The 19926-nt window shown below is 72.3% G+C and carries 17 protein-coding genes and 1 pseudogene; 12 read left to right on the forward strand and 6 right to left on the reverse strand.

The window, feature by feature from the left end; translation table 11 throughout:
- The first annotated feature begins 966 nt into the window (after nucleotides 1-966).
- The gene (locus NE234_RS19340) at nucleotides 967-1215 is read left to right on the forward strand and encodes a Smr/MutS family protein (RefSeq protein WP_252781851.1); all 249 of its coding nucleotides are present in this window, start codon (nucleotides 967-969) and stop codon (nucleotides 1213-1215) included.
- A gap of 17 nt (nucleotides 1216-1232) precedes the next feature.
- Here NE234_RS19340 and NE234_RS19345 read toward each other — a convergent pair whose 3' ends face one another.
- A complete protein-coding gene (locus tag NE234_RS19345; protein ID WP_252781852.1) occupies nucleotides 1233-1502 on the reverse strand; it encodes a helix-turn-helix domain-containing protein in 270 nt (89 codons plus the stop codon).
- A gap of 90 nt (nucleotides 1503-1592) precedes the next feature.
- Between NE234_RS19345 and map the strand changes: the two genes are divergently transcribed.
- Nucleotides 1593-2384, forward strand: coding sequence for a type I methionyl aminopeptidase (map, locus tag NE234_RS19350; protein ID WP_252781853.1), 792 nt, complete (start codon nucleotides 1593-1595; stop codon nucleotides 2382-2384).
- 33 nt (nucleotides 2385-2417) lie between these two features.
- Here the strand turns inward: map and NE234_RS19355 are convergent, their stop codons facing one another.
- Both NE234_RS19355 and NE234_RS19360 read right to left on the reverse strand, forming a co-directional pair.
- Entirely contained in the window at nucleotides 2418-3284 is an 867-nt protein-coding gene (locus tag NE234_RS19355; RefSeq protein WP_252781854.1) for a formate/nitrite transporter family protein, read from the reverse strand.
- Between the two features lie 148 nt (nucleotides 3285-3432).
- The gene (locus NE234_RS19360) at nucleotides 3433-4125 is read right to left on the reverse strand and encodes a TetR-like C-terminal domain-containing protein (protein ID WP_252781855.1); all 693 of its coding nucleotides are present in this window, start codon (nucleotides 4123-4125) and stop codon (nucleotides 3433-3435) included.
- Nucleotides 4126-4200: 75 nt separating this feature from the next.
- On the opposite strand from NE234_RS19360, the gene NE234_RS19365 reads away from it, so the two are divergent.
- The 3 genes and pseudogenes from NE234_RS19365 (at nucleotide 4201) to NE234_RS19375 (ending at nucleotide 7570) form a co-directional block, all read left to right on the forward strand.
- A complete protein-coding gene (locus tag NE234_RS19365; RefSeq protein WP_252781856.1) occupies nucleotides 4201-5646 on the forward strand; it encodes a carotenoid oxygenase family protein in 1446 nt (481 codons plus the stop codon).
- A gap of 113 nt (nucleotides 5647-5759) precedes the next feature.
- Nucleotides 5760-6971: pseudogene (locus NE234_RS19370) on the forward strand (DUF5685 family protein).
- A gap of 77 nt (nucleotides 6972-7048) precedes the next feature.
- Complete coding sequence (locus NE234_RS19375) at nucleotides 7049-7570, forward strand: PH domain-containing protein (protein WP_406567027.1); 522 nt, start codon at nucleotides 7049-7051, stop codon at nucleotides 7568-7570.
- Nucleotides 7571-7607: 37 nt separating this feature from the next.
- Here the strand turns inward: NE234_RS19375 and NE234_RS19380 are convergent, their stop codons facing one another.
- Nucleotides 7608-9095: a bifunctional aminoglycoside phosphotransferase/ATP-binding protein gene (locus tag NE234_RS19380; RefSeq protein ID WP_252781857.1), complete on the reverse strand. Its 1488-nt coding sequence runs from the start codon at nucleotides 9093-9095 to the stop codon at nucleotides 7608-7610.
- A 375-nt stretch (nucleotides 9096-9470) separates the two neighbouring features.
- Between NE234_RS19380 and NE234_RS19385 the strand changes: the two genes are divergently transcribed.
- The 7 genes from NE234_RS19385 to NE234_RS19415 all read left to right on the forward strand — a co-directional run bounded on the left by NE234_RS19385 (nucleotide 9471) and on the right by NE234_RS19415 (nucleotide 16335).
- Nucleotides 9471-11216: a carbohydrate binding domain-containing protein gene (locus NE234_RS19385; protein ID WP_252781858.1), complete on the forward strand. Its 1746-nt coding sequence runs from the start codon at nucleotides 9471-9473 to the stop codon at nucleotides 11214-11216.
- A gap of 213 nt (nucleotides 11217-11429) precedes the next feature.
- Nucleotides 11430-12536 (forward strand): 4Fe-4S dicluster domain-containing protein, encoded by a 1107-nt coding sequence (locus NE234_RS19390; protein WP_252781859.1) that lies wholly within the window; start codon nucleotides 11430-11432, stop codon nucleotides 12534-12536.
- Nucleotides 12529-13002, forward strand: a complete 474-nt coding sequence (locus NE234_RS19395) for a Crp/Fnr family transcriptional regulator (protein ID WP_252781860.1) — start codon at nucleotides 12529-12531, stop codon at nucleotides 13000-13002. The genes NE234_RS19390 and NE234_RS19395 overlap by 8 nt, the downstream gene beginning before the upstream one ends.
- Nucleotides 13003-13011: 9 nt before the next feature.
- The gene (locus NE234_RS19400; protein WP_252781861.1) at nucleotides 13012-13815 is read left to right on the forward strand and encodes an FAD/NAD(P)-binding protein; all 804 of its coding nucleotides are present in this window, start codon (nucleotides 13012-13014) and stop codon (nucleotides 13813-13815) included.
- Entirely contained in the window at nucleotides 13816-14577 is a 762-nt protein-coding gene (locus NE234_RS19405; RefSeq protein WP_252781862.1) for an NADH-quinone oxidoreductase subunit B family protein, read from the forward strand.
- Nucleotides 14561-15853: a Ni/Fe hydrogenase subunit alpha gene (locus NE234_RS19410; RefSeq protein ID WP_252781863.1), complete on the forward strand. Its 1293-nt coding sequence runs from the start codon at nucleotides 14561-14563 to the stop codon at nucleotides 15851-15853. The genes NE234_RS19405 and NE234_RS19410 overlap by 17 nt, the downstream gene beginning before the upstream one ends.
- A complete protein-coding gene (locus NE234_RS19415) occupies nucleotides 15850-16335 on the forward strand; it encodes a hydrogenase maturation protease (RefSeq protein ID WP_252781864.1) in 486 nt (161 codons plus the stop codon). The genes NE234_RS19410 and NE234_RS19415 overlap by 4 nt, the downstream gene beginning before the upstream one ends.
- A gap of 99 nt (nucleotides 16336-16434) precedes the next feature.
- On the opposite strand, the gene NE234_RS19420 is transcribed toward NE234_RS19415, so the two are convergent.
- Nucleotides 16435-17256, reverse strand: a complete 822-nt coding sequence (locus NE234_RS19420) for an NAD(P)-dependent oxidoreductase (RefSeq protein WP_252781865.1) — start codon at nucleotides 17254-17256, stop codon at nucleotides 16435-16437.
- A 102-nt stretch (nucleotides 17257-17358) separates the two neighbouring features.
- The gene (locus NE234_RS19425) at nucleotides 17359-19791 is read right to left on the reverse strand and encodes a glycoside hydrolase family 65 protein (RefSeq protein ID WP_252781866.1); all 2433 of its coding nucleotides are present in this window, start codon (nucleotides 19789-19791) and stop codon (nucleotides 17359-17361) included.
- Nucleotides 19792-19926 lie beyond the last annotated feature (135 nt).

Here is a 19926-nt window from a genome sequence, read left to right on the forward strand (position 1 = left end):
GCCGGGCCCGGTCCGAGGAGGTCATGCGCGCCGCACTGGGGGAGCGGGATGTGCTCTGCCGCGCCCTGTGCGCGGAGCGGCTCGTGGCCGACGCCGTACGGGAACGGCGTCTCGACGTACTGGAGCGGTTGCTGACGGAGGGCGCCGCGAACGTCCGAGTCGAGGCGCTCACGGCCCTGGTGCGGCTCGGCCGGCCCGAGGCCGGTGCGGCGTATCTGGCGGACCGGTCGGCGATGATGCGCGCCACCGCGCAGTGGGCCGCCCGCCGGGAGGGGCGTGACCCCGCGGCGCTGTATCGCGCGGCCCTGGCCGCGGATCCGTCGGCGGGCCGGGCCCGGACGCTGGTCGCCGGGCTCGGTGAGTGCGGCACCGTCCACGACGTCGAACCGCTGGCGCTCTTCCTCGCGCATCCGAGTCCGCGGGTGCGCGCGGAGGCGGTACGCGCCGTCCGCCGTTTGGGCGCACCCGTCACCCGGATCGCCCCGATGCTCGCGGACCCCGCCCCCGTGGTCGTCCGCGCGGTCGGCAGGGCGCTGTGCACCGAGCCCGACGCCGTGCCGGCCGCCCGGCTCTGGGAGTGGCTGGCCCCCGGCTCACCGCCGCACGTCCGGCTGGCGGCCTATCGGCGCCTGAGAGAGGAGAACGTCTGGACCCGCCTCCAGGCCGACCTGCGTCTGGTGGCCGACCGCGACGCCGAGCTGGGCTCCCGGGCTCGCACCGACCTGATCGCCTGGTCGCGGGCCGGTGCCGCGACCGCCTACCAGGGGCCGGCACCGGAGGCCAGGTCCGAGCTCGACGCCCTGATCGACGTGGCCGAGCCCGTCATCGGCGGCGAGGAGGCCCGCCGGCTGCGCTGGTTCCTGAACGGCCACTGATCTTTCCCGACGTGAACCGGATGGGGCCTTCGGCCGTAGGCATGGACGGGGACTACGGCTACAGTCGGGTCACGGTGTCCAAGGAGAGCCCATGACGCTCACGCTCGACCTCCATCCGATCTTCCAGAGCCAGCGCGACGTCGACCAGGCCGTCCGTTCGATGATGTTCAGGGCGGCGAAGTCGGACGTCGAGCGTGTGATCATCATCCCCGGCAAAGGCTCTCAGAAGCTGAAGAACCGCGTGCTCGCCCTTCTGCGGCAGCCTCACCTCAAGAAGCTGTACAAGACCGTCGAGCCCGATCCGGAGAACCTCGGGCGGGTGATCGTACGCTTCCGGTAGTCGCCTGCGGACAGCGGCTACGAGACGACTTCCAGCGGTAGGTCGTTGCCGCGCCAGGTGGCCGCCAACTCCTCGACCGGCACGTTGAGTGCCTCGCCGAGGCAGACGATGGTGCCGAATCCGGGGGACGGCAGTCGTCCGGTCTCGATCTTGCGCAGGGTCTCCGGCGAGATGCCGGCCGCGTGCGCGACCTCCGCCAGGTCGCGTCCCGCTCGCGCGTGGCGCAGCAGCGCGCCGAGACGCCTTCCGGCTTCGATCTGCTCCGGGGTGAGCGGTTGGCGGACCATGCCCCCAGGATAGAGCTGGTATTTATATACCTGCAAGCGTTAGAGTTGCCGGTATAACTATACCGGCAACTCTGTGACGTGAGGTATTTCGTGATCGACCTGAAAACGCCTGCGGAGATCGCACGCATGCATGTGACCGGGCGCTTCGTCGCCGAGGTGCTCTCCGAGGTCGGCCGGCTCGCTGACGTGGGCGTCAACCTGCTGGACCTGGAGCACCATGCGCGCGGCATGATCAAGCGGCGCGGGGCGGAGTCGTGCTACTGGGACTACGCGCCGTCTTTCGGGAGCGGACCGTTCCGCAACGTCATCTGCCTGTCCGTCAACGACGCCGTCCTGCACGGCCTGCCTCACGACTACACACTGCGCGACGGGGACGTCCTCAGCGCGGACCTCGCGGTCAGCATCGATGGCTGGGCGGCCGATTCGGCGTACACGATCGTGGTCGGCACCGCCGCCGAGGAGGATCTGCGGCTCATCCGCGCCACCGAGGAGGCGCTGGAGGCGGCGATCGCGGTGGCGCGTCCGGGCAACCGCCTGGGTGACATCTCGGCGGCCATCTGGGCGGTGGCCCGCGACCACGGTTATCCGGTCAACACCGAGTTCGGCGGCCACGGCATCGGCCGTACCATGCACGAGGAGCTGCACGTTCCCAACAAGGGCCGCGCAGGACGCGGCCTGAAGCTCCGGCCGGGGCTGACCCTCGCACTCGAACCGTGGTTCGCCCGTACGACCGACCGGATCATCTACGACGACGACGGCTGGACCATCCGGTCGGCCGACGGCTCACGCACCGCCCACTCCGAGCACACGATCGCCATCACCGAGGACGCCCCCCTGGTGCTCACCCGGCGTGAGGAGGAGATGAGGTCGCCGGGTCGGTGACGGCCGGACCGTCCGGCATGCCCGCGGGCTGCGTCAGGCGTCGGGTTCCTCGGGCCGTACGGTGTGGTCGGCGGCCGAGTCGGCGCGGTGGTCGGCCAGCTTGCGGGGGACCTGGGCCAGCCGCAGGGTCGTGACCAGGAGGATTCCGCCGACCATGTTGCCGGCCGCCGCCAGGGCGGCGGCGCCGGCCCAGTCGGCGTAGCCGTACGGGGCGTGCCCCGCCTGCAGGCCGGCGAAGATCAGCAGCGAGCTGACCACGGCGTGGTTGAGGCCGCCTCCGCCGAGCAGGAAGCCCGTCGTCACGGCGGGCGCGAGCTTCACCCCGGGCGACGTGGTGGAGTGCTGCATCCAGGTCATCAGCGTCATGACCGCCCCGGCGAGGACCGCGAGCGCCAGGGCGCGCCAGGTGATGCCGAGGTCGATGTAGCGCGCGCCCGCCTCGACCGCGGTGGGGTGCAGCCGCGGGAACCCGATGTCGACGATGTAGGTCAGGATCCATCCGGCGGCGAGGTTGGCCGCCAGCGTGACCGACCAGAGCCTGATCAGTTCGCGGTAGGTGGCCTGACGGGCGACGACCGTCATCACGGGGATCAGGAAGTCCTCGGTGAACAGCTCGCTGCCGGCCATCGTCAGGGCGACGAATCCCACGGCGAAGGCCAGCCCGGCGACCAGCTCCTTCCCGGGGGACCCGGTCATGGCGTCCTCGACCAGCAGAAGGGCGAGGACGCCGGTCACGATGTCGACGCCGCCGACCAGCCCGGTCGCCACCAGCGGCAGCCACGGTCGTGACAGCCGGCGACGTCCCTCGTCGACGACCCGGGTGAACGTCTCTTCGAGGGCGACCGGCCGGGACGACTCCTCCGGCCGGTCATCCTCGCCGGGACGGGACGGCTCTCCCATGCCCCACCTCCGCGCCGGACCGAGCGCTGCCGGGGTGCGATGACCTGCCTCTTCGCTCCATCCTCACGCATCGCGGGGCGCGGGAGCCGGGCGGAGGGGCCGATACGCCGACGTACGCGGGCCGGACGAGACCGGCCACGGCCCGGGCTCAGGCCTCGGTGAACGGCTTCAGCCGGCTCGCGGCGATCCGGCGGGCGCAGCGGGCCGCGTGGTCCGGGGCGGCGCCGAGGCCGACGGCCAGTTTCGTTCCCAGCGGCAGCAGGTGGCACTCGACCGGATCGTCGTCGCCGTCGAAGAAGCCCGCTATCTCCAGCAGGACGTAGCCGTGGATGGCGCTCCAGATCTGGGCCGCCGCCGCGTCCGGCTTCTCCTCGCAGGCGCCGCTCGCCTCCATGACGCGTGTCACGGCGGTGACGAGCCGGCCGAACGCGGTCTGCCCCTCGGGCAGGTCGTTCCCGACGCTCGACGCGACGAGATCCTTGCCGTTCTGCCGGCCGACGGGTGGGATCACGCCGAACATCAGCCGGTACAGCTGGGGGTTCTCCAGCGCGTGGTCGCGGTAGGCGAGCCCGAGCGCGAGCAGGTCCACGACCGGGTCGTCACTGCGCGGGGCCGCCTCCAGGCACCGGTCGAACCGGACGAAGCCCTCCCGTACGACCTCCGTGATCAGCCCGCCCATGCCCCCGAAGTGCGTGTAGACCGCCATCGTCGACATGCCGACCTCGGCGGCCAGACGGCGGGCCTGCAGGGCCTCGGGGCCGTCGGCGGCCAGGAGCCGGAGCGCGGCCGACAGCAGGCGGTCGCGCGGGTGCGCCTCGGCCGCAGGATCTTGCGTGCTCACCTTGTCATCATGCCATAACGGTGTTATGCCTAGAAATAACGGTGTTATGCCCTGCGATCGACGAGAGCGTGGATCATGAGCAACCCATTCCTCGAGGGCGGGTTCGCCCCCGTCAGGCAGGAGCACACGGTCACCGATCTGCCTGGGACCGGGAGGATCCCCGCGCAGTTGGACGGCAGGTACCTGCGCAACGGGCCGAATCCCGTGGCCGAGGTCGACCCGGAGACCTACAACTGGTTCACCGGCGACGGGATGGTGCACGGCGTCCGGATCCGCGACGGGCGGGCCGAGTGGTACCGCAACCGCTGGATCCGTACCCCCCGGGTCGCCGCCGCGCTCGGGGAGGCCTTCCGGCCGGGTGGGAGCAGCGCGCCGCTGCACGGGACGGGCGCCAACACGAACGTGATCGGTCACGCGGGCCGCACGCTCGCGCTGGTCGAGGCGGGCCTCGCCATCCAGGAGCTCACCGACGAACTCGACACGGTCGGGTTCTGCGACTTCGACGGGACGCTGCCCGGCGGCTACACCGCCCATCCCAAACGGGATCCCGAGACCGGAGAACTGCACGCGGTGTCGTACTTCTTCGGCCGCGGCAACGAGGTGCGGTACTCGGTGATCGACCGCGCCGGGCACGCGCGCCGTACCGTGGACGTCCGCGTCACCGGCAGCCCGATGATGCACGACTTCTCGCTCACCGAGTCCCACGTCGTGTTCTACGACCTGCCGGTGACCTTCGACGTGCGGCAGGCCGCCGAGGTCTCGGTGCCGCGGTTCCTGCGCGCCCCCGCCCGGCTGGTGATGTCCGCGCTGGTCGGACGCGTGCGGGTCCCCGACCCGATCGTCGCGGCGGCGGGAGGGCGGAGCGGCGCGGGCCACCGGATGCCCTACCGGTGGAACCCCGCGTACCCGGCCCGGGTCGGCGTCATGCCGCGCTCCGGGAACGCCGGCGACGTCCGGTGGTTCGAGGTGGAGCCGTGCTACGTCTTCCATCCGCTGAACGCCTACGACGACGGCGACACGATCGTCCTCGAGGTGGTCCGCCACGCCAGGGTCTTCGACCGGGACCTGCGGGGACCGACGGAGGGGGCCCCCGTCCTGGCCCGCTGGACCGTCGACCTGACCGCCGGGAAGGTCCGTGAGGAGCAGGTGGACGATCAGGCGCAGGAGTTCCCCCGGATCGACGAACGCCTCATCGGCCGGCGGCACCGCTACGGCTACGCGCTGGCGCTGAGCCAGGGGATCACGGCGTCCGACACGATTCTCAAGCACGACGTGACGCGCGGCACGACCGTACGGCGTTCCTTCGGGGCGGGCCGGCAGGCCGGTGAGTTCGTCTTCGAACCGTCCTCGCCCGGCGCGGCCGAGGACGACGGCGTGCTGATGGGGTTCGTCGGCGACCTGGCCGCCGGCCGTACCGACCTGATGCTGCTCGACGCGGGCAGCCTGGAGACCGTCGCCGCCGTCCACCTCCCGGTGCGCGTGCCCGCCGGCTTCCACGGGAACTGGGTGCCGGCCCCGTAGCCCGGGCGCTCACCCCCGGCGACGGACCGGCTGGAACCGGTATCTCCCCGGCGGCGTCTGGGAGATGATCCGGTGCGAAGCACCACGAGTTCGGTCCAGGGGAGAGTCGGGGAATGTTCGGGATCGTGCGCCCGTGCCGTCATGTCATGTGCGCGCCGCTGTTCAAGGACTGGATGGCGCACCTGTGCGGGCTCTGCCTGGCGCTGCGCGACGAGCACGGACAGGCGGCCCGGCTGGTCACCAACTACGACGGGCTGCTGATCTCCGTGCTGGTGGAGGCGTAGAACCCGGAGCGCTCCCCGCACCGTACGGCCGGGCCGTGCGCGCTGCGCGGCATGCGCACCGCCGACGTCGTCGCGTCGCACGCGGAGGGGGCCAGGCTGGCCGCCGCGACGTCGTTGCTGCTCGCCGCCGGTAAGACCCGCGATCACGTCGCCGACCGCGACGGCGCCCACGCCCGGCGGCTCGTCGCCGCGACGGCGGGGTGGATGGCCGGCCGCTGGGACGCCGCGGGCGCCCGGACCGGCGCCGCCGTGGGACTGGACCCGGGCGTCCTGCGGGACACGGTGGCCCGCCAGACGGCCCTGGAGACGACCGCCGGGCTCGGCCTGCTGGAGCTGACCGAGCCGACGGAGACCGCGGTCGCGGTCGCCTTCGCGCACACCGCCGTGGTCGCGGGCACGCCGCGGAACGCGGAGACGCTCGCCGAGGCGGGGCGCTTCTTCGGCCGCCTCGCGCACCTCCTCGACGCCGTCGAGGACTACGAGGCCGACCGGGCCTCGGGCGCGTTCAACCCGCTCCGGGCGACCGGCACGTCCCTGGCCGAGGCGCGCCGTCACTGCGACGACGCCGTTCGGGGCCTGCACCTGGCCCTGGGGGATCTGGAGCTGGAGCGCCCCCGGCTGGTCAGGGCACTGCTGGGCCGGGAGGTCCGCCGTTCGGTCGACCGGGCGTTCGCCGCGTACGGCCCGGCCGCGTACGGGCCCAGTGGTCCCCAGGACTCGCACGGCCCGCGGCATCCGTACGGCCCGGGTCCGCAGTTCCCGCCCCCCTCATGGCCGGGACACGGACCGCACGGCCCCGGGCGACCGCCCACCCGCCCCGGCTTCGGCCTGGCGTGTCTCGCCGGTTCGCTGGTCGGCTGCACCTGCGGCCTGTACCGGCCTCCGTGGAGCGACTACCGCAACGCCGGTTGCGGCGACCGGTGCTGGTGCAGCCGGGCCTGCGACGGTTGCGACTGCTGTGACTGCTGCAGCTGTTGCGAGTGCTGTGACTGCGACTGCTGCGACTGTGACTGTGACTGCTGCGACTGTGACTGCGGTTGACGCGCGACGCGGGAAGCGCGGAGGTGTGAGTGTGACATGGGCGACATCCCGGGCCTCCGCCGCGTAGAGTCCGGCTCGTGCGACTCCCCAGGTTCATGACGGTGCGCAACGTCGATCCGCACCACCTGCACCGGTACCTGCTGCCCCACGAGGAGGACGCGGTCGTCATCCGGCGTCATCCCGCCCTGCTGCTGCGGTACATCGCCGAGTTCATCGCCGGACTGATCGTGGCGGGCGTGCTGAGCGGCCTCGTCTCGCAGGGCGCCGTGCTGGCGGTGATCTGGGCCCTGTGGTTCGCGGTCCTCGGCCGCCTGGTCTTCAAGGTGTACGAGTGGTCGGACGAGTTCTTCGCGGTGACCGGGGTCCGGGTCATGCTCGTGCACGGGCTGTTCACCCGCAAGGTCGACATGATGCCGCTATCGAAGATCACCGACCTCACGGTCGACCGGTCGATCATCGGCCGGATGCTGGGGTACGGCACCGTCGTCCTGGAGTCCGCCGGCCAGGACCAGGCCCTGTCCAAGGTCGAGTACGTCCCGGAACCCGAGGGCGTGTACCTGCAGATCTCCGCCGTGGCCTTCGGATCCGGGGACGACTGAGCGGTCCCGCGGCGGGACGTACGCCGGCCGGCCGAGGTCAGCCGGGGGACATGCGCGGGCGCCGGTGCAGGGCCGGTCCGGGCCCGTGGAGCCGGATCGCGGCCAGGGCGCGCTCGGCGGCGTCGCCGACCGGGCCGGACGTGTCGATGGTGGCGGCCTCCGGCCACGGGGCGGCCGACTCGGCCATGTGCGCGGCGATCTCGGGGTCGGCGTCGGACACGCCGCGTGGCCGGGTGAGCAGGCGCTCGCCGGCCAGCGGACTGTCGCAGCGCACCTGGAACAGGTCCGCGTGCGCCCGGGCGGCGACGCGGGCGGCGTCGGCCCGGTGCTCCGCGGACGTCCATGAGGCGTCGATGATGACGGATTCGCCGTAGGAGAGCAGACGCGCGGCGCGGTTGAGGAGTTCGGCGTAGGTACGGCGGGTCCAGGAGGCGTCGTACAGGCCCGTGCCGTACGGGGCCCGGGCGGGCGTGTCGGGGGACAGTTCGGCGAGTTCCTTGCGGACGCGGTCGCTGTTCAGGACGGTGCGGCCGAGGCGGTCGCCGAGGGCCTCGCTGAGGGCGCTCTTGCCGGTGCCCGGCAGGCCGCCGACCAGGATCAGGCCGACCGCGCCGGCGTTCAGGTGCCGCAACGCGATCTCGGCGTGCCGGCCGGCGTCCTCGGCCGCGCGGGCGTCACCCTGACTCCAGCGCACGCACGCGACCTTGGCGCGGACGAACGCGCGGTAGGCCACGTAGTGGTGCCGCAGCGACGGCGGGGCCGGATCGTCGGCGTACTCGGCGTACCAGGACAGGAAGCGTCCGGCGAGGTGCGGCGCGCCGAGACGTTCCAGGTCCATGGCGAGGAACGCGGCGTCGTCGAGCCCGTCGAGCCACCGCAGGCGGTCGTCGAAGTCGAGGCAGTCCAGCACACGGGGACCGTCGTCGAGACAGAAGATGTCGTCGGCCATCAGGTCGCCGTGCCCGTCGACCACGCGTCCCTCGCGGATCCGGGCGGTGAACAGCGGCTCGCGACCCTCCAGGAAGCGCAGCGTCAGGCGTTCCACCTCTGCCGCGTCGGCGGCGTCGATGGCGCGTCCGTGGAACGGGCGCACCTGCTCGAAGCTCGCGGTCCACCGTGCGCGCAGGGCGTCCCGGCTCCCCTCGGCGGAGATCTCGGCGGTGTGCGGTGAGGCGGCGTGGGCACGGGCGAGCAGGCGCGCGACCGTCCGTAGCGCGTCGTCGAGCGGGGCGTTCGCCCGGACCAGGTCGGAGAGACGGCGTTCGGCGGGCATCCTGCGCATGACGACGAGGTGGTCGCGAGGCGTCCCCGGCGGCATGCTCACGTCGGCGACGCCCAGATACACGTCGGGGGCGAACCGGCGGTTGAGGTCGACCTCGCGATGGCACGCGCGTTCGCGCAGTTCGCGGGTCGAGAAGTCGAGGAAGCCGAGGTCCACCGGCTTCTTCAGCTTGTAGGCGCGGTCTCCGAAGAAGAAGACGACCCCCGAATGCGTCTCGGCGACGTCCGTGGCCCAGGTCCTCATGTTCGCAGCGTGTCGTGCGGGAGGCCGCCCCGCCAGGGGCGTCGGTCCCCGGGGGAGATGGCCTTAAGCCCTGGCCCGGACCGAGCGAACGTGCGTCCGAAAATCGACTGCGGACGACGTGCGCCGTCGGTGGTCTAGGCCGGTTACTGGGGCGATCCGGGCGGCCCGCGCGGCCACCCGACTCCGTGCCGAGGGAGGGCGGAGAGCCGGCCGCGGACTTAATTGTTAAGAACATTGACAGATAAGTTGGCCGGTCCGACCATGGAGCGCACGCGGATCCGTGCAGTACCCCCGTCACCCGACGCGTCTCCCCGCCCGCCCGCTCCGCCCGCACGAGGGCGGAGCGGGCGGATCCTCCCGCCATCTGGAGCCCTCATGCGACCATGCACGTCCCCGCGCGCGGTCCTCACCGGCCTCGCCATGCTCCTCGCCGCGTTCGCCCTCGTCGCCGCCGGACCGGCCAAGGCCCGCGCCGCCACCCTCCCCACGCACGTGTTCGCGCCCTATTTCGAGGCCTGGACCGGTGACGACCCGGCGACCCTGGCCCAGCAGTCCGGGAACAAGTACCTCACCATGGCCTTCCTCCAGGCCGCCACGAAGGGCTCGTGCACGGCGTACTGGAACGGCGACACCAGCATGCCGATCTCCTCCTCGACGTTCGGGTCCGCGATCTCCTCGATCCGGTCCGGCGGCGGCGACGTCATCCCCTCGTTCGGCGGCTACACCGCCGACGACACCGGGACCGAGATCGCCGACAGCTGCACGGACGTCGACCAGATCGCGGCCGTGTACGAGAAGGTGATCACCACCTACGGCATCACCCGGATCGACCTGGACACCGAGGACAACTCGCTGACCAACAGCGCCGGGATCGACCGGCGCAACAAGGCCGTCAAGCAGGTGGAGAGCTGGGCCGCGAGCACCGGCCGCACCGTGCAGTTCTCCTACACGCTGCCCACGACCACCAGCGGCCTGGCCGACAGCGGTCTGGCCGTGCTGCGCAACGCGGTCTCCAACGGCGCCCGCGTCGACGTGGTCAACCTCATGACGTTCGACTACTACGACGGTGCCACCCACGAGATGGCGAACGACACGAAGAGCGCCGCCACCGGCCTGCACGGGCAGCTCGCCGGCCTGTACCCGGGCAAGAGCTCGGCCGAGCTGTGGAACATGATCGGCGTCACCGAGATGATCGGCATCGACGACTACGGGCCCGCCGAGACGTTCACCACCGGCGACGCCGCGACCGTGGAGTCCTGGGCGCAGAGCACGGGCATCAACACGCTGTCCTTCTGGGCGCTCCAGCGCGACAACGGCGGCTGCCCGGGCACCAAGGGATCGGACAACTGCTCCGGCGTCTCCCAGAGCACCTGGTTCTTCAGCCACGCGTTCGAGCCGTTCAGCGGTGGCGGCGGAGGTACGCCCGCCAACGACTTCTCCCTGTCGCTGTCGCCCGCATCGGTCGCCGTCAACCCCGGCGGCTCGGCGTCGGCGACCGTGAAGACGGCCGTGACCTCCGGCTCCGCCGAGACGGTCGCGCTCAGCGTCACCGGCGCGCCCTCGGGGGTCACCGCCTCCGTCAGCCCGTCCTCGGTGACCGCCGGCGGCTCCGCGACCCTGACGGTCAGCGCCGGCTCGGCCGCCGCGGCCGGCACGTACACCCTCACCGTCGCCGGGTCCGCCGCCTCGGCGAGCCACAGCGCCTCCCTCACCCTCACCGTGGGCGGTACGGGCAGCGGAACGAGCCTGGTCAACCCCGGCTTCGAGTCCGGCTCCCTCACCCCGTGGAGCTGCCGGTCCGGCGGCGCGGTGGTCACCTCGCCGGTCCACTCCGGCGGCCACGCCCTTCAGGTCACGCCCACCTCGGACCAGACCGGCCAGTGCGAGCAGGCGGTGACGCTCCAGCCGAACCACTCCTACACCCTGACGGCCTGGGTGCAGGGCCCGTACGCCTACGTCGGGGTCTCCGGTGACGCCACCGCGAGCACCTGGACGCCGTCCAGCGCCTGGACGAAGCTGACCGTCCCGTTCACCACCGGCTCGACCGGGAACGTGACGGTCTACGTCCACGGCTGGTACGGCCAGGGCAACGTCTACGCGGACGACTTCACCCTGTCGTGACGGGCCTTTCGTGACGGGCCTGGCGTGACTGGCCTGGCGTGACGACCCTGGCCTGACGCCCCGTTCCGGCGGCCGGTCGAGCCGTGAGACACGGCCGATCGGCCGCCGGACCGAGGGACCCTGCCGGAGGGGACTTCGGGCCCTACTCGCCGCCGAGCGCACGGGGCGAGGCTGAGGAGAGAACGGGGGGACCCTCGGCGAGGAGGTGTACGCATGGCCTGGATCCTCGACGGCGTGGCCGGACTGCACGCCGCGCTGGTCGAGTCCGGTTATACGGTGATCGGCCCGACGGTCCGCGACCGGGCGATCGTCCTCGCCGAGCTGGGCTCGGCCGACGACCTCCCGTACGGCTGGGGCGTCACGCTGGAACCGGGCGGCTACCGGATCCGGCGCCGGGCGGACTCCGCCGCGTTCGCGCACTCGGCGGGGCCGCAGTCGTGGAAGCCGTTCCTGCACCCGCCGCGCGTCAAGCTCTGGGACGCGCGGCGCACCGACGACGGCTTCGAGATCCGCGAGGAACGGGAGGAGCCGCCGCGCTACGCCTTCCTCGGGGTGCGCCCATGCGACCTGCGCGCGATCGGGATCCTCGACCGGGTCCTCACCGCAGACCGGTACCGCGACGACTCCTACGCCGCGCGCCGTGACGGGGTCTTCGTCATCGTCGTCAACTGCACCGAGCCGGGAGAGACGTGCTTCTGCGTCTCCATGGGCACGGGGCCGGGCGCCGACTCCGGCTACGACCTGGCGCTGACCGAGTTCGCGGGGGAGGGGCGGTTCCTCGTCGATGTCGGCAGCGACGCGGGCGCCGACATGCTGGCGCGGATCGAGCACCGCGAGGCGGACCCGGTGACCGAGACGCGGGCGCGGGCGGAGGTGGACGCGGCGGCCGGCCGGATGGGCCGGGAGATGCCCGCCGAGGGCCTGCGGGAGCTGATGGCCGGCAGCCTGGAGGCCGCCCGCTGGGACGACGTGGCCCGTCGCTGCCTCACCTGCGGCAACTGCACGATGGTCTGCCCCACCTGTTACTGCACGACCGTCGAGGACGTCACCGACCTGACCGGGGACCACGCCGAGCGCTGGCAGCGCTGGGACTCCTGCTTCGACCTCGACTTCTCCCACCTCCAGGGCGGCAGCGTGCGGACGTCGACCAAGAGTCGCTACCGCCAGTGGCTCACCCACAAGCTCGGCACCTGGCACGACCAGTTCGGCTCTTCGGGATGCGTCGGCTGCGGGCGGTGCATCGTCTGGTGCCCGGTCGGCATCGACCTGACCGAAGAGGTCGCCGCGCTCCGGCAGGAGAGGGAGGACACCGATGGGTGAACAGACGACCGCACTGCCGCGTTCGGCGCTGGCCGGCCACGCCTTCGTCCGGGGAATGCCGCAGGACCAGGTCGACAGACTGGCGGCGGTGGCGCGGTACGTCGAGGTCCCCGCCGGGCACCGCCTGTTCGAGGAGGGCCGGAGCGCGGACCGGTTCTGGCTGATCCAGGCCGGCCGGGTGACCCTCGACCTGCACATCCCGGGCCGCGGCACCGTGATCGTCGAGACGCTCGGGCGGGGCGCGGTGCTCGGCTGGTCGTGGCTCTTCCCGCCGTACGCCTGGCGGTTCGGGGCGCTCGCGGCCGCGCCGGTCCGGGCGATCGCCCTGGACGCCAGGGCGGTGCGCGCGATGTGCGCCGAGGACCCGGCCCTGGGATACGAGCTGACGCGCCGGTTCGCCGCCGTCATGCTCGACCGGCTGCAGAACACTCGCATGCGGCTGCTCGACCTGTACGGCGCGCCGTGAGGACGACGGATGACGGCCATGACCCCGGTCCCGTACCGGGTGACCGAACGCCGGGAGGAGACCCGCGACACGGCGACGCTCGTCCTGCGGCCGTGCGGCGAGCCGATCCCGCCCGTACGGCCCGGCCAGTTCACGATGATGTACGCGTACGGCGTCGGGGAGGCGCCCATCTCCGTCAGCCGTACCGGCACGGTCATGGAGCAGACGGTCCGCGACGTCGGCGCGGTCAGCCGCGCGCTGGCCGGAAGCGGGCCCGGCCGGATGATCGGCGTCCGCGGGCCGTACGGCGTCGGGTGGGGCGTCGAGGACGCCGTCGGCCGGGACCTGGTCTTCGCCGGGGGCGGGATCGGGCTCGCGCCGCTGCGTCCCGCCATCCTGTACGCGCTGCGGCGGCGCGCGTCCTACGGCGCGATCACCGTCCTCATCGGCGCCCGTACCCCGGCGGACCTGATCTACCGCGCCGAATTCGACGGGTGGCGCGAGCGTGGCGCGCGGGTCGAGGTGACGGTCGACCGTGCCGGCGACGGCTGGCGCGGGAACGTCGGGCTGATCACCTCGCTCGTGAGCCTGGCCTGTGCCGACCCGCCGAACGCCACGGCCTTCATCTGCGGTCCGGAGGTCATGATGCGGTTCACCGCGGAGGCGCTGGAGGCCAGGGGCCTGACCGACGTGCGGATCTCCCTCGAACGCAATATGCGCTGCGGCGTCGGATGGTGCGGCCACTGCCAGCTCGGCCCCCGGCTCGTCTGCCGCGACGGCCCGGTCGTGGCCTACCGGGACGTCGCCACGGAGCTTCTGGTGAAGGAGCGGTAGATGGCCCCGAAGCTCGCCGTGTGGAAGTTCGCCTCCTGCGACGGCTGCCAGCTCACCCTCCTGGACTGCGAGGACGAGCTGCTGACGCTGGCGGGCGAGATCGAGATCGCGCACTTCCTCGAGGCGTCGAGCGCCGTGACGGACGGCCCGTACGACGTGTCGCTGGTCGAGGGCTCGATCTCGACCCCGGCCGACGCCGAGAAGATCAAGGAGGTCAGGCGGATGTCCCGGCGGCTCGTCACGATCGGCGCCTGCGCCACCGCCGGCGGCATCCAGGCGCTCCGGAACTTCGCCGACATCGAGGAGTTCCGGTCGGTGGTGTACGCCCGGCCCGAGTACGTCGCCACGCTCGCCGAGTCCACGCCGATCTCGGCCCACGTGCCGGTCGACTTCGAGCTGCGCGGCTGCCCGATCGACCGGGGGCAGCTCCTCGAGGTGCTGTCCGCCTTCCTGGCCGGGCGCAGCCCCGGCATCCCGAACCATCCGGTCTGCTTCGAGTGCAAGATGCGCGGGAACGTCTGTGTCATGGTCGCGCACGGCACCCCTTGCCTGGGGCCGGTCACGCACACCGGCTGCGGGGCCATCTGCCCCGCCTACGGGCGCGGCTGCTACGGCTGCTTCGGCCCCTCGGCCCGGCCCAACACCGGCTCGCTGAAGACCTGGCTCGGCGACATCGGCATGTCGCGCCCCGAGATCGACCGCGCGTTCTCCACGTTCAACGTCACGGCGTTCACGGAGGTGTCCGATGACCCACCGGCATGAGCGGATCCTGAACATCGGCGCCCTGGCGCGGGTGGAGGGCGAGGGCGCGATGCGCGTCCAGGTCACGGGGGACCGCGTCGAGCAGATCGGGTTGAACATCTACGAACCGCCGCGCTTCTTCGAGGCGTTCCTCCGCGGCCGCGCGTACACCGAACCGCCGGACATCACCTCGCGGATCTGCGGCATCTGTCCCGTCGCCTACCAGATGAGCGCCTGCCGGGCCATCGAGTCGGCGTGCGGCGTCGCGGTCGACGGGCCGCTGGGCGACCTGCGGCGGCTGCTGTACTGCGGGGAGTGGATCCAGAGTCATGCCCTGCACATCTATCTGCTCCACGCCCCGGACTTCCTCGGCTATCCGAGCGCGGTCGAGATGGCCCGCGCCTACCGGCCGCTGATCGAGCGCGGCCTCGAGCTGAAGAAGACCGGCAACATGATCCTCGACCGGCTCGGCGGCCGCCCGATCCACCCCGTCAACGTACGGATCGGCGGCTTTCACCGGGTGCCCACGCCACGGGAGCTGCGGGGACTCGTGCCGATGCTCGGCCGGGCCCTGGAGGACGCGCTGGCCACGGTGCGCTGGGCGGCGGCCTTCGACTTCCCCGACCTGACGTTCGACCATGAGTTCCTGGCCCTGACCGGTGAGGAGTACCCGCTCGAGCGCGGCACGCCCCGGACCACGACGGGCGCGTCGTTCGAGGTCGCGGACTTCGAGGACGAGGTCGTCGAGTACCAGGTCCCGCACTCGACCGCCCTGCACTCCCGGCTGGTGCACGGCGGCCGGTACCTCACCGGGCCGCTGGCGCGGTTCGCGCTGAACCGCGACCGCCTCTCCCCGCTGGCCCACGAGGCCGCCGCCGACGCCGGGCTCGGCCGCGAGTGCCGGAATCCGTTCCAGAGCATCGTCGTACGCGCCGTCGAGATCGTCCACGCGATCGAGGAGGCCCTGCGCATCATCGCGTCCTACGAGCCCCCGCCGCCGTCCGTCCCGGTGCCGCCACGGAAGGGCCGCGGGCACGGCGCGACCGAGGCGCCGCGCGGCCTGCTGTTCCACCGCTACGACATCGGCGCCGACGGCCTGCTGACCTCGGCCCGGATCGTGCCGCCGACCTCGCAGAACCAGGCGGCGATCGAGGAGGACCTGCGCCACCTGGTTCAGGAGCGCCTCGATCTGGACGACGAGGCGCTCACCTCGGCGTGCGAACGGACGATCCGCAGCTACGACCCGTGCATCTCCTGCGCGGCGCACTTCCTCGACCTGAAGGTCGTCAGATCATGATCGTCATCGGGGTGGGCAACGAACTGCGCCGGGATGACGGAGCCGGCCCGGCGGTGATCCGCGAGCTGCACGGCCGCTGCCCGCCGGACGTACGGCTTGTGACGTGCGACGGCGAGCCCGTCTGGCTCATGGAGCTGTGGGCCGGCGCGGACCTCGCCGTGGTGGTGGACGCGGTGTCGCCCGCGCGCGGGCCGGGCTACGTGCACGAGGCCACCGACCTTCCCGCCGGATCGCATGCCGACACCAGCTGCCACGGTCTCGGCATCGACCTGGCCGCGGAGCTCGGGCGGGTCCTCGACCGGGTGCCCGGTGACCTTCGCGTCTACGGCATCGAGGGCGTGGAGTTCGGCTTCGGCTCCGGCCTGACCCCGCCGGTGCGCCGCGCCGTCACGGAGGTGGCCCACCGGATCGCCGCGCTCGCCGACGAGACGCGGCCTCGGCGCGCGGCGGGCGGGCCGGACCGGGACGGTTCCGCTGGCTGAACGGGCCCGGGACCGGCCGTGACGGCGTACGGTCCGGGCGTCACCGCGAACTCGGCTTTCCCGGGACCCTGGAACGCCGTCGGTGTGCCGACGCTTCGCTCATCGGCCCTCGTGAAGCCGGGTGATCAACGCCACGGCCTGAGCGGCGAAGCTCCTCAGCTCCGCGGCGTCCACATCGGCGGCGCGACAGATCGCCTCGAAAACACCGAGATCCTTGAGAAGGATCTTGTACGCCAGCTCGGCGAACTGCGGGTCCGGCAAGATCCGGCCGACCAGCAGGTTCAGGCCGAAACTGCCACCGCTCGCCGAGCTCAACACGGTCTCGGTCGCGGCTCGATCGAGGCCCAACCGGCGGCCGGTGTGCAGGGCCAGCGCGGCGGAGGTGAAGTTCGCGCCGAGGAGAGCCTGGTTGAGTGCCTTCATCTTCAGGCCGCTGCCGATCGGCCCCAGGCGCACGACGTGCGTGCCGAACGTGTCGAGCACCGGGCGTACGGCTTCGAACGTCGGCGCCGGGCCACCCGCCATGACCGTGAGCTCCCCCGATACGGCGCGCGCCCGAAAACCGCTGATCGGTATGTCCATGACGGTGACGCCATGAGAGGCGCACCGGTGTGCCAGGTCGACGACGAACTCCACCGACACGGTCGAGTGGACCATGATGACACCGCCGGCGGCCATCCCGCTCAGGATGCCACCCTCGCCCAGGACCACCTCGCTGACATCGTCCTCGCCGAAGACGCAGACCCCGACCACCTCGCTGTCGCGGCCCAGCTCGGCCAAGGTCTCGGCCCGCCGGAAAGAGGTCCCCTCGAACGGGCGCAGGCTCGCCTCGCGCCTGGCCCACAGTGTCACCGGGAAACCTGCCTCGATGATCCGGTAGGCCATCGGCTCACCGATGTCACCGAGCCCGACGAAACCCACCCGCGGCTGAGAAATGGTCTTACCGTCCGTCATATCAACGCCCCGCCATGGTCCGAACGACGAAGACCCCATTCTGGCGGGTGTCGGCGTGCCGTCCGGGCATCACCCGGTTCCCGCGGTCCGCTCACCGGCCGCGTGCTCGCCGGCCGGGGCGGAGGTGGCGAACCAGACGGTCCGTCCCGCCGGGATCGTGGTGACCGGGCCGCCGTCCACGACCATCCGGATCGGCGGTTGCGCCGATCGGCGCAACCCGACCCGGACGCCCCGGTGATCCGCGTCGAGCCGGATGCCCCAGTGGCCGCGGTAGCGCAGTTCCATGCCGAGGCCGGGCAGGCCCGGAGGCAGGCGCGGGTTCAGGCGCAGCACGTCGCCGCGCGGCTCCAGTCCGGTGTAGCAGCGCTGCGCCAGGTCCAGCGTGCCGGCCATGGCGCCCAGGTGGACGCCCTCACCCGTCGTGCCGCCCTGGACGTCGTGCAGGTCGCCGTCCAGGGCCTCGAGGAAGAACCGCCAGGACGCGGCCCGGTCGGACCGGGCGAGGACCCAGGCGTGCACGACCGCGCTGAGCGTCGAGCCGTGCGAGGTGCGCCCGAGGTAGTACCGGACCGTCCTCGGGATGGCCGCGCGGTCGAGGCGGTAGCCGAGCCGGTCCAGCAGGGCGGTCAGCTCGTCGGCGGACAGCAGGTAGAACAGCATCAGCACGTCGGCCTGCTTGGAAGCCTTGTACCGGTTGGGCGTGTCGCCCTCAGCCTCGAGGATGCGGTCGAGCCTCCGGATGTCACCATATTTCGCCCGATAGCCAGCCCAGTCGAACTCCGCGAGCTCCTCGTACCCCTCGAACTGGCTGATGACGCCGTCGGCGTGGAAGGGCACGCGCAGCCGCCGGCTCACGTCCTCCAGACGGGCGATCTCCGCGGGCTCGAGACCGAGGCGTTCGAGGAGCTCGGCCCGGCGCTCGGACGGCAGCAGGGCCAGCACGTCGAGCGCGCGGCACAGCGTCCAGGCGGCCATGACGTTGGTGTAGGCGTTGTTGGTCAGCCCGGGGGCGGCCGCGCCGGGAAGGGCGTCGTGATACTCGTCCGGCCCCATGACGCCCCTGATGTCGTACCGGCCCGAGGACGCGTCGAAGGTCGCCAGGTCCGCCCAGAAGCGGGCGATCTCCAGCAGCATCTCCGCGCCATGGGAGGACAGGAACTCCAGGTCGCCCGTCGCCTCGTAGTACTGCCAGATGTTGAAGGCGACGGCCAGGCCGACGTGCCGCTGCAGCCGGGAGTTGTCCGGCAGCCACCGGCCGGAGCGGGGGTTGAAGTGCGTGCGCGGCGTCTCGTCCCGGCCGTCGCCGCCGCTCTGCCAGGGGTACATCGCCCCCGCGTACCCCGCCTCGCGGGCCGCTTCGCGCGCCGCCGGCAGCCGGTGCCAGCGGTAGAGGAGCAGGGCACGGACGACGTCCGGGAAGCGGAGGCCGAGGAAGGGCAGCACGAACAACTCGTCCCAGAAGACGTGCCCGCGGTAGGCCTCGCCGTGCAGCCCGCGGGCGGGTACGCCGACGTCGAGGCCCACCGTGTGCGGGGAGACCGTCTGCAGCAGGTGGAACATGTGCAGGTTGACGGTCCGCTGTGCCGCGCTCCGCCCGACGTCGAGGCGTGCCCGGCGCCACAGGTGGTCCCAGGCCAGGACGTGCCGTTCGCACAGCTCCGCGAAGGCGGGCGCCCGCTCGGCGCGCGACCGGGCCGCCGCCAGGGTCCCGTCGGTGGCGCGGTCCCGTGAGGTGTGCAGTGCGACGACCTTCTCCACGATCACCGCGTCCCCCCGGCGCAGCGTCACGGTGAGGTGATGCGCGATCCGTCCGGGCTCGCCCCGCGTCTCCCGGCGGATCACGGCCGCGCCGGTCACGGTCGTGCGGGCGGCCTCGGCGATCCGCACGGCCGAGGTGACGGTCTCCGCCTCCAGCCAGATCACGTCACGGTCCGTGCCGGTCGAACGGATCACCAGGTGGGCGTCGGCCAGCCCGCGGTAGCGGGCCACGCCGTCATTGCGCACCCGCCCGTCCAGGCCCGAGCGGATCTCCAGCGTGCCGCTCCAGTTCTCCGCCCGGATCACGGTGCGCAACGCCGCCAGGTGCGGATCGTCCATGGAGACCAGGCGCTGCTGCTCGACCGCGGTGTCCCGCCCCGCCGCGTCCCGATGACGCAGGCGCCGGGTGAGCACGCCGCGGCGCAGATCGAGCTCCTGCCGGTGGTCGAGCAGCCCGGCGGAGCCGGAACCGAACCACTCGCCGTCCCCGGCACGGAACGTCAACGGCAGCCAGTTCGGCGCGTTGACCAGGTCCTCGTTGGTCGTCGTACGGCCGGCGACCGTCGATGTCAGCCGGTCGTAGCAGCCGGCGACGTAGGTCCCCGGGTGATGCACGGCATCGGCGGTCGCCTCGGGAGCCGCGCCCCGCGTCGCGAAATAGCCGTTGCCGAGCGTGCACAGCGACTCCCGCAGCCGCTCCCCGTCCGGGTCGACGCCGTCGTAGCGGAGCAGCCACGCCCCCACGGCCCGCCTCCTCCCGCTCATCTGCATTCATCCCAGCCGCCCGGAATCCCGCGTACGAGAGGCGGACCGCCCGTCGTTCCAGGACCTTCGGCCCCTGGCGGCCGTCGTCACCGGCGGATGCGATGGGAGCGGACA

Source organism: Actinoallomurus rhizosphaericola (genome assembly GCF_024055675.1).
Taxonomy (GTDB): domain Bacteria; phylum Actinomycetota; class Actinomycetes; order Streptosporangiales; family Streptosporangiaceae; genus Actinoallomurus; species Actinoallomurus soli.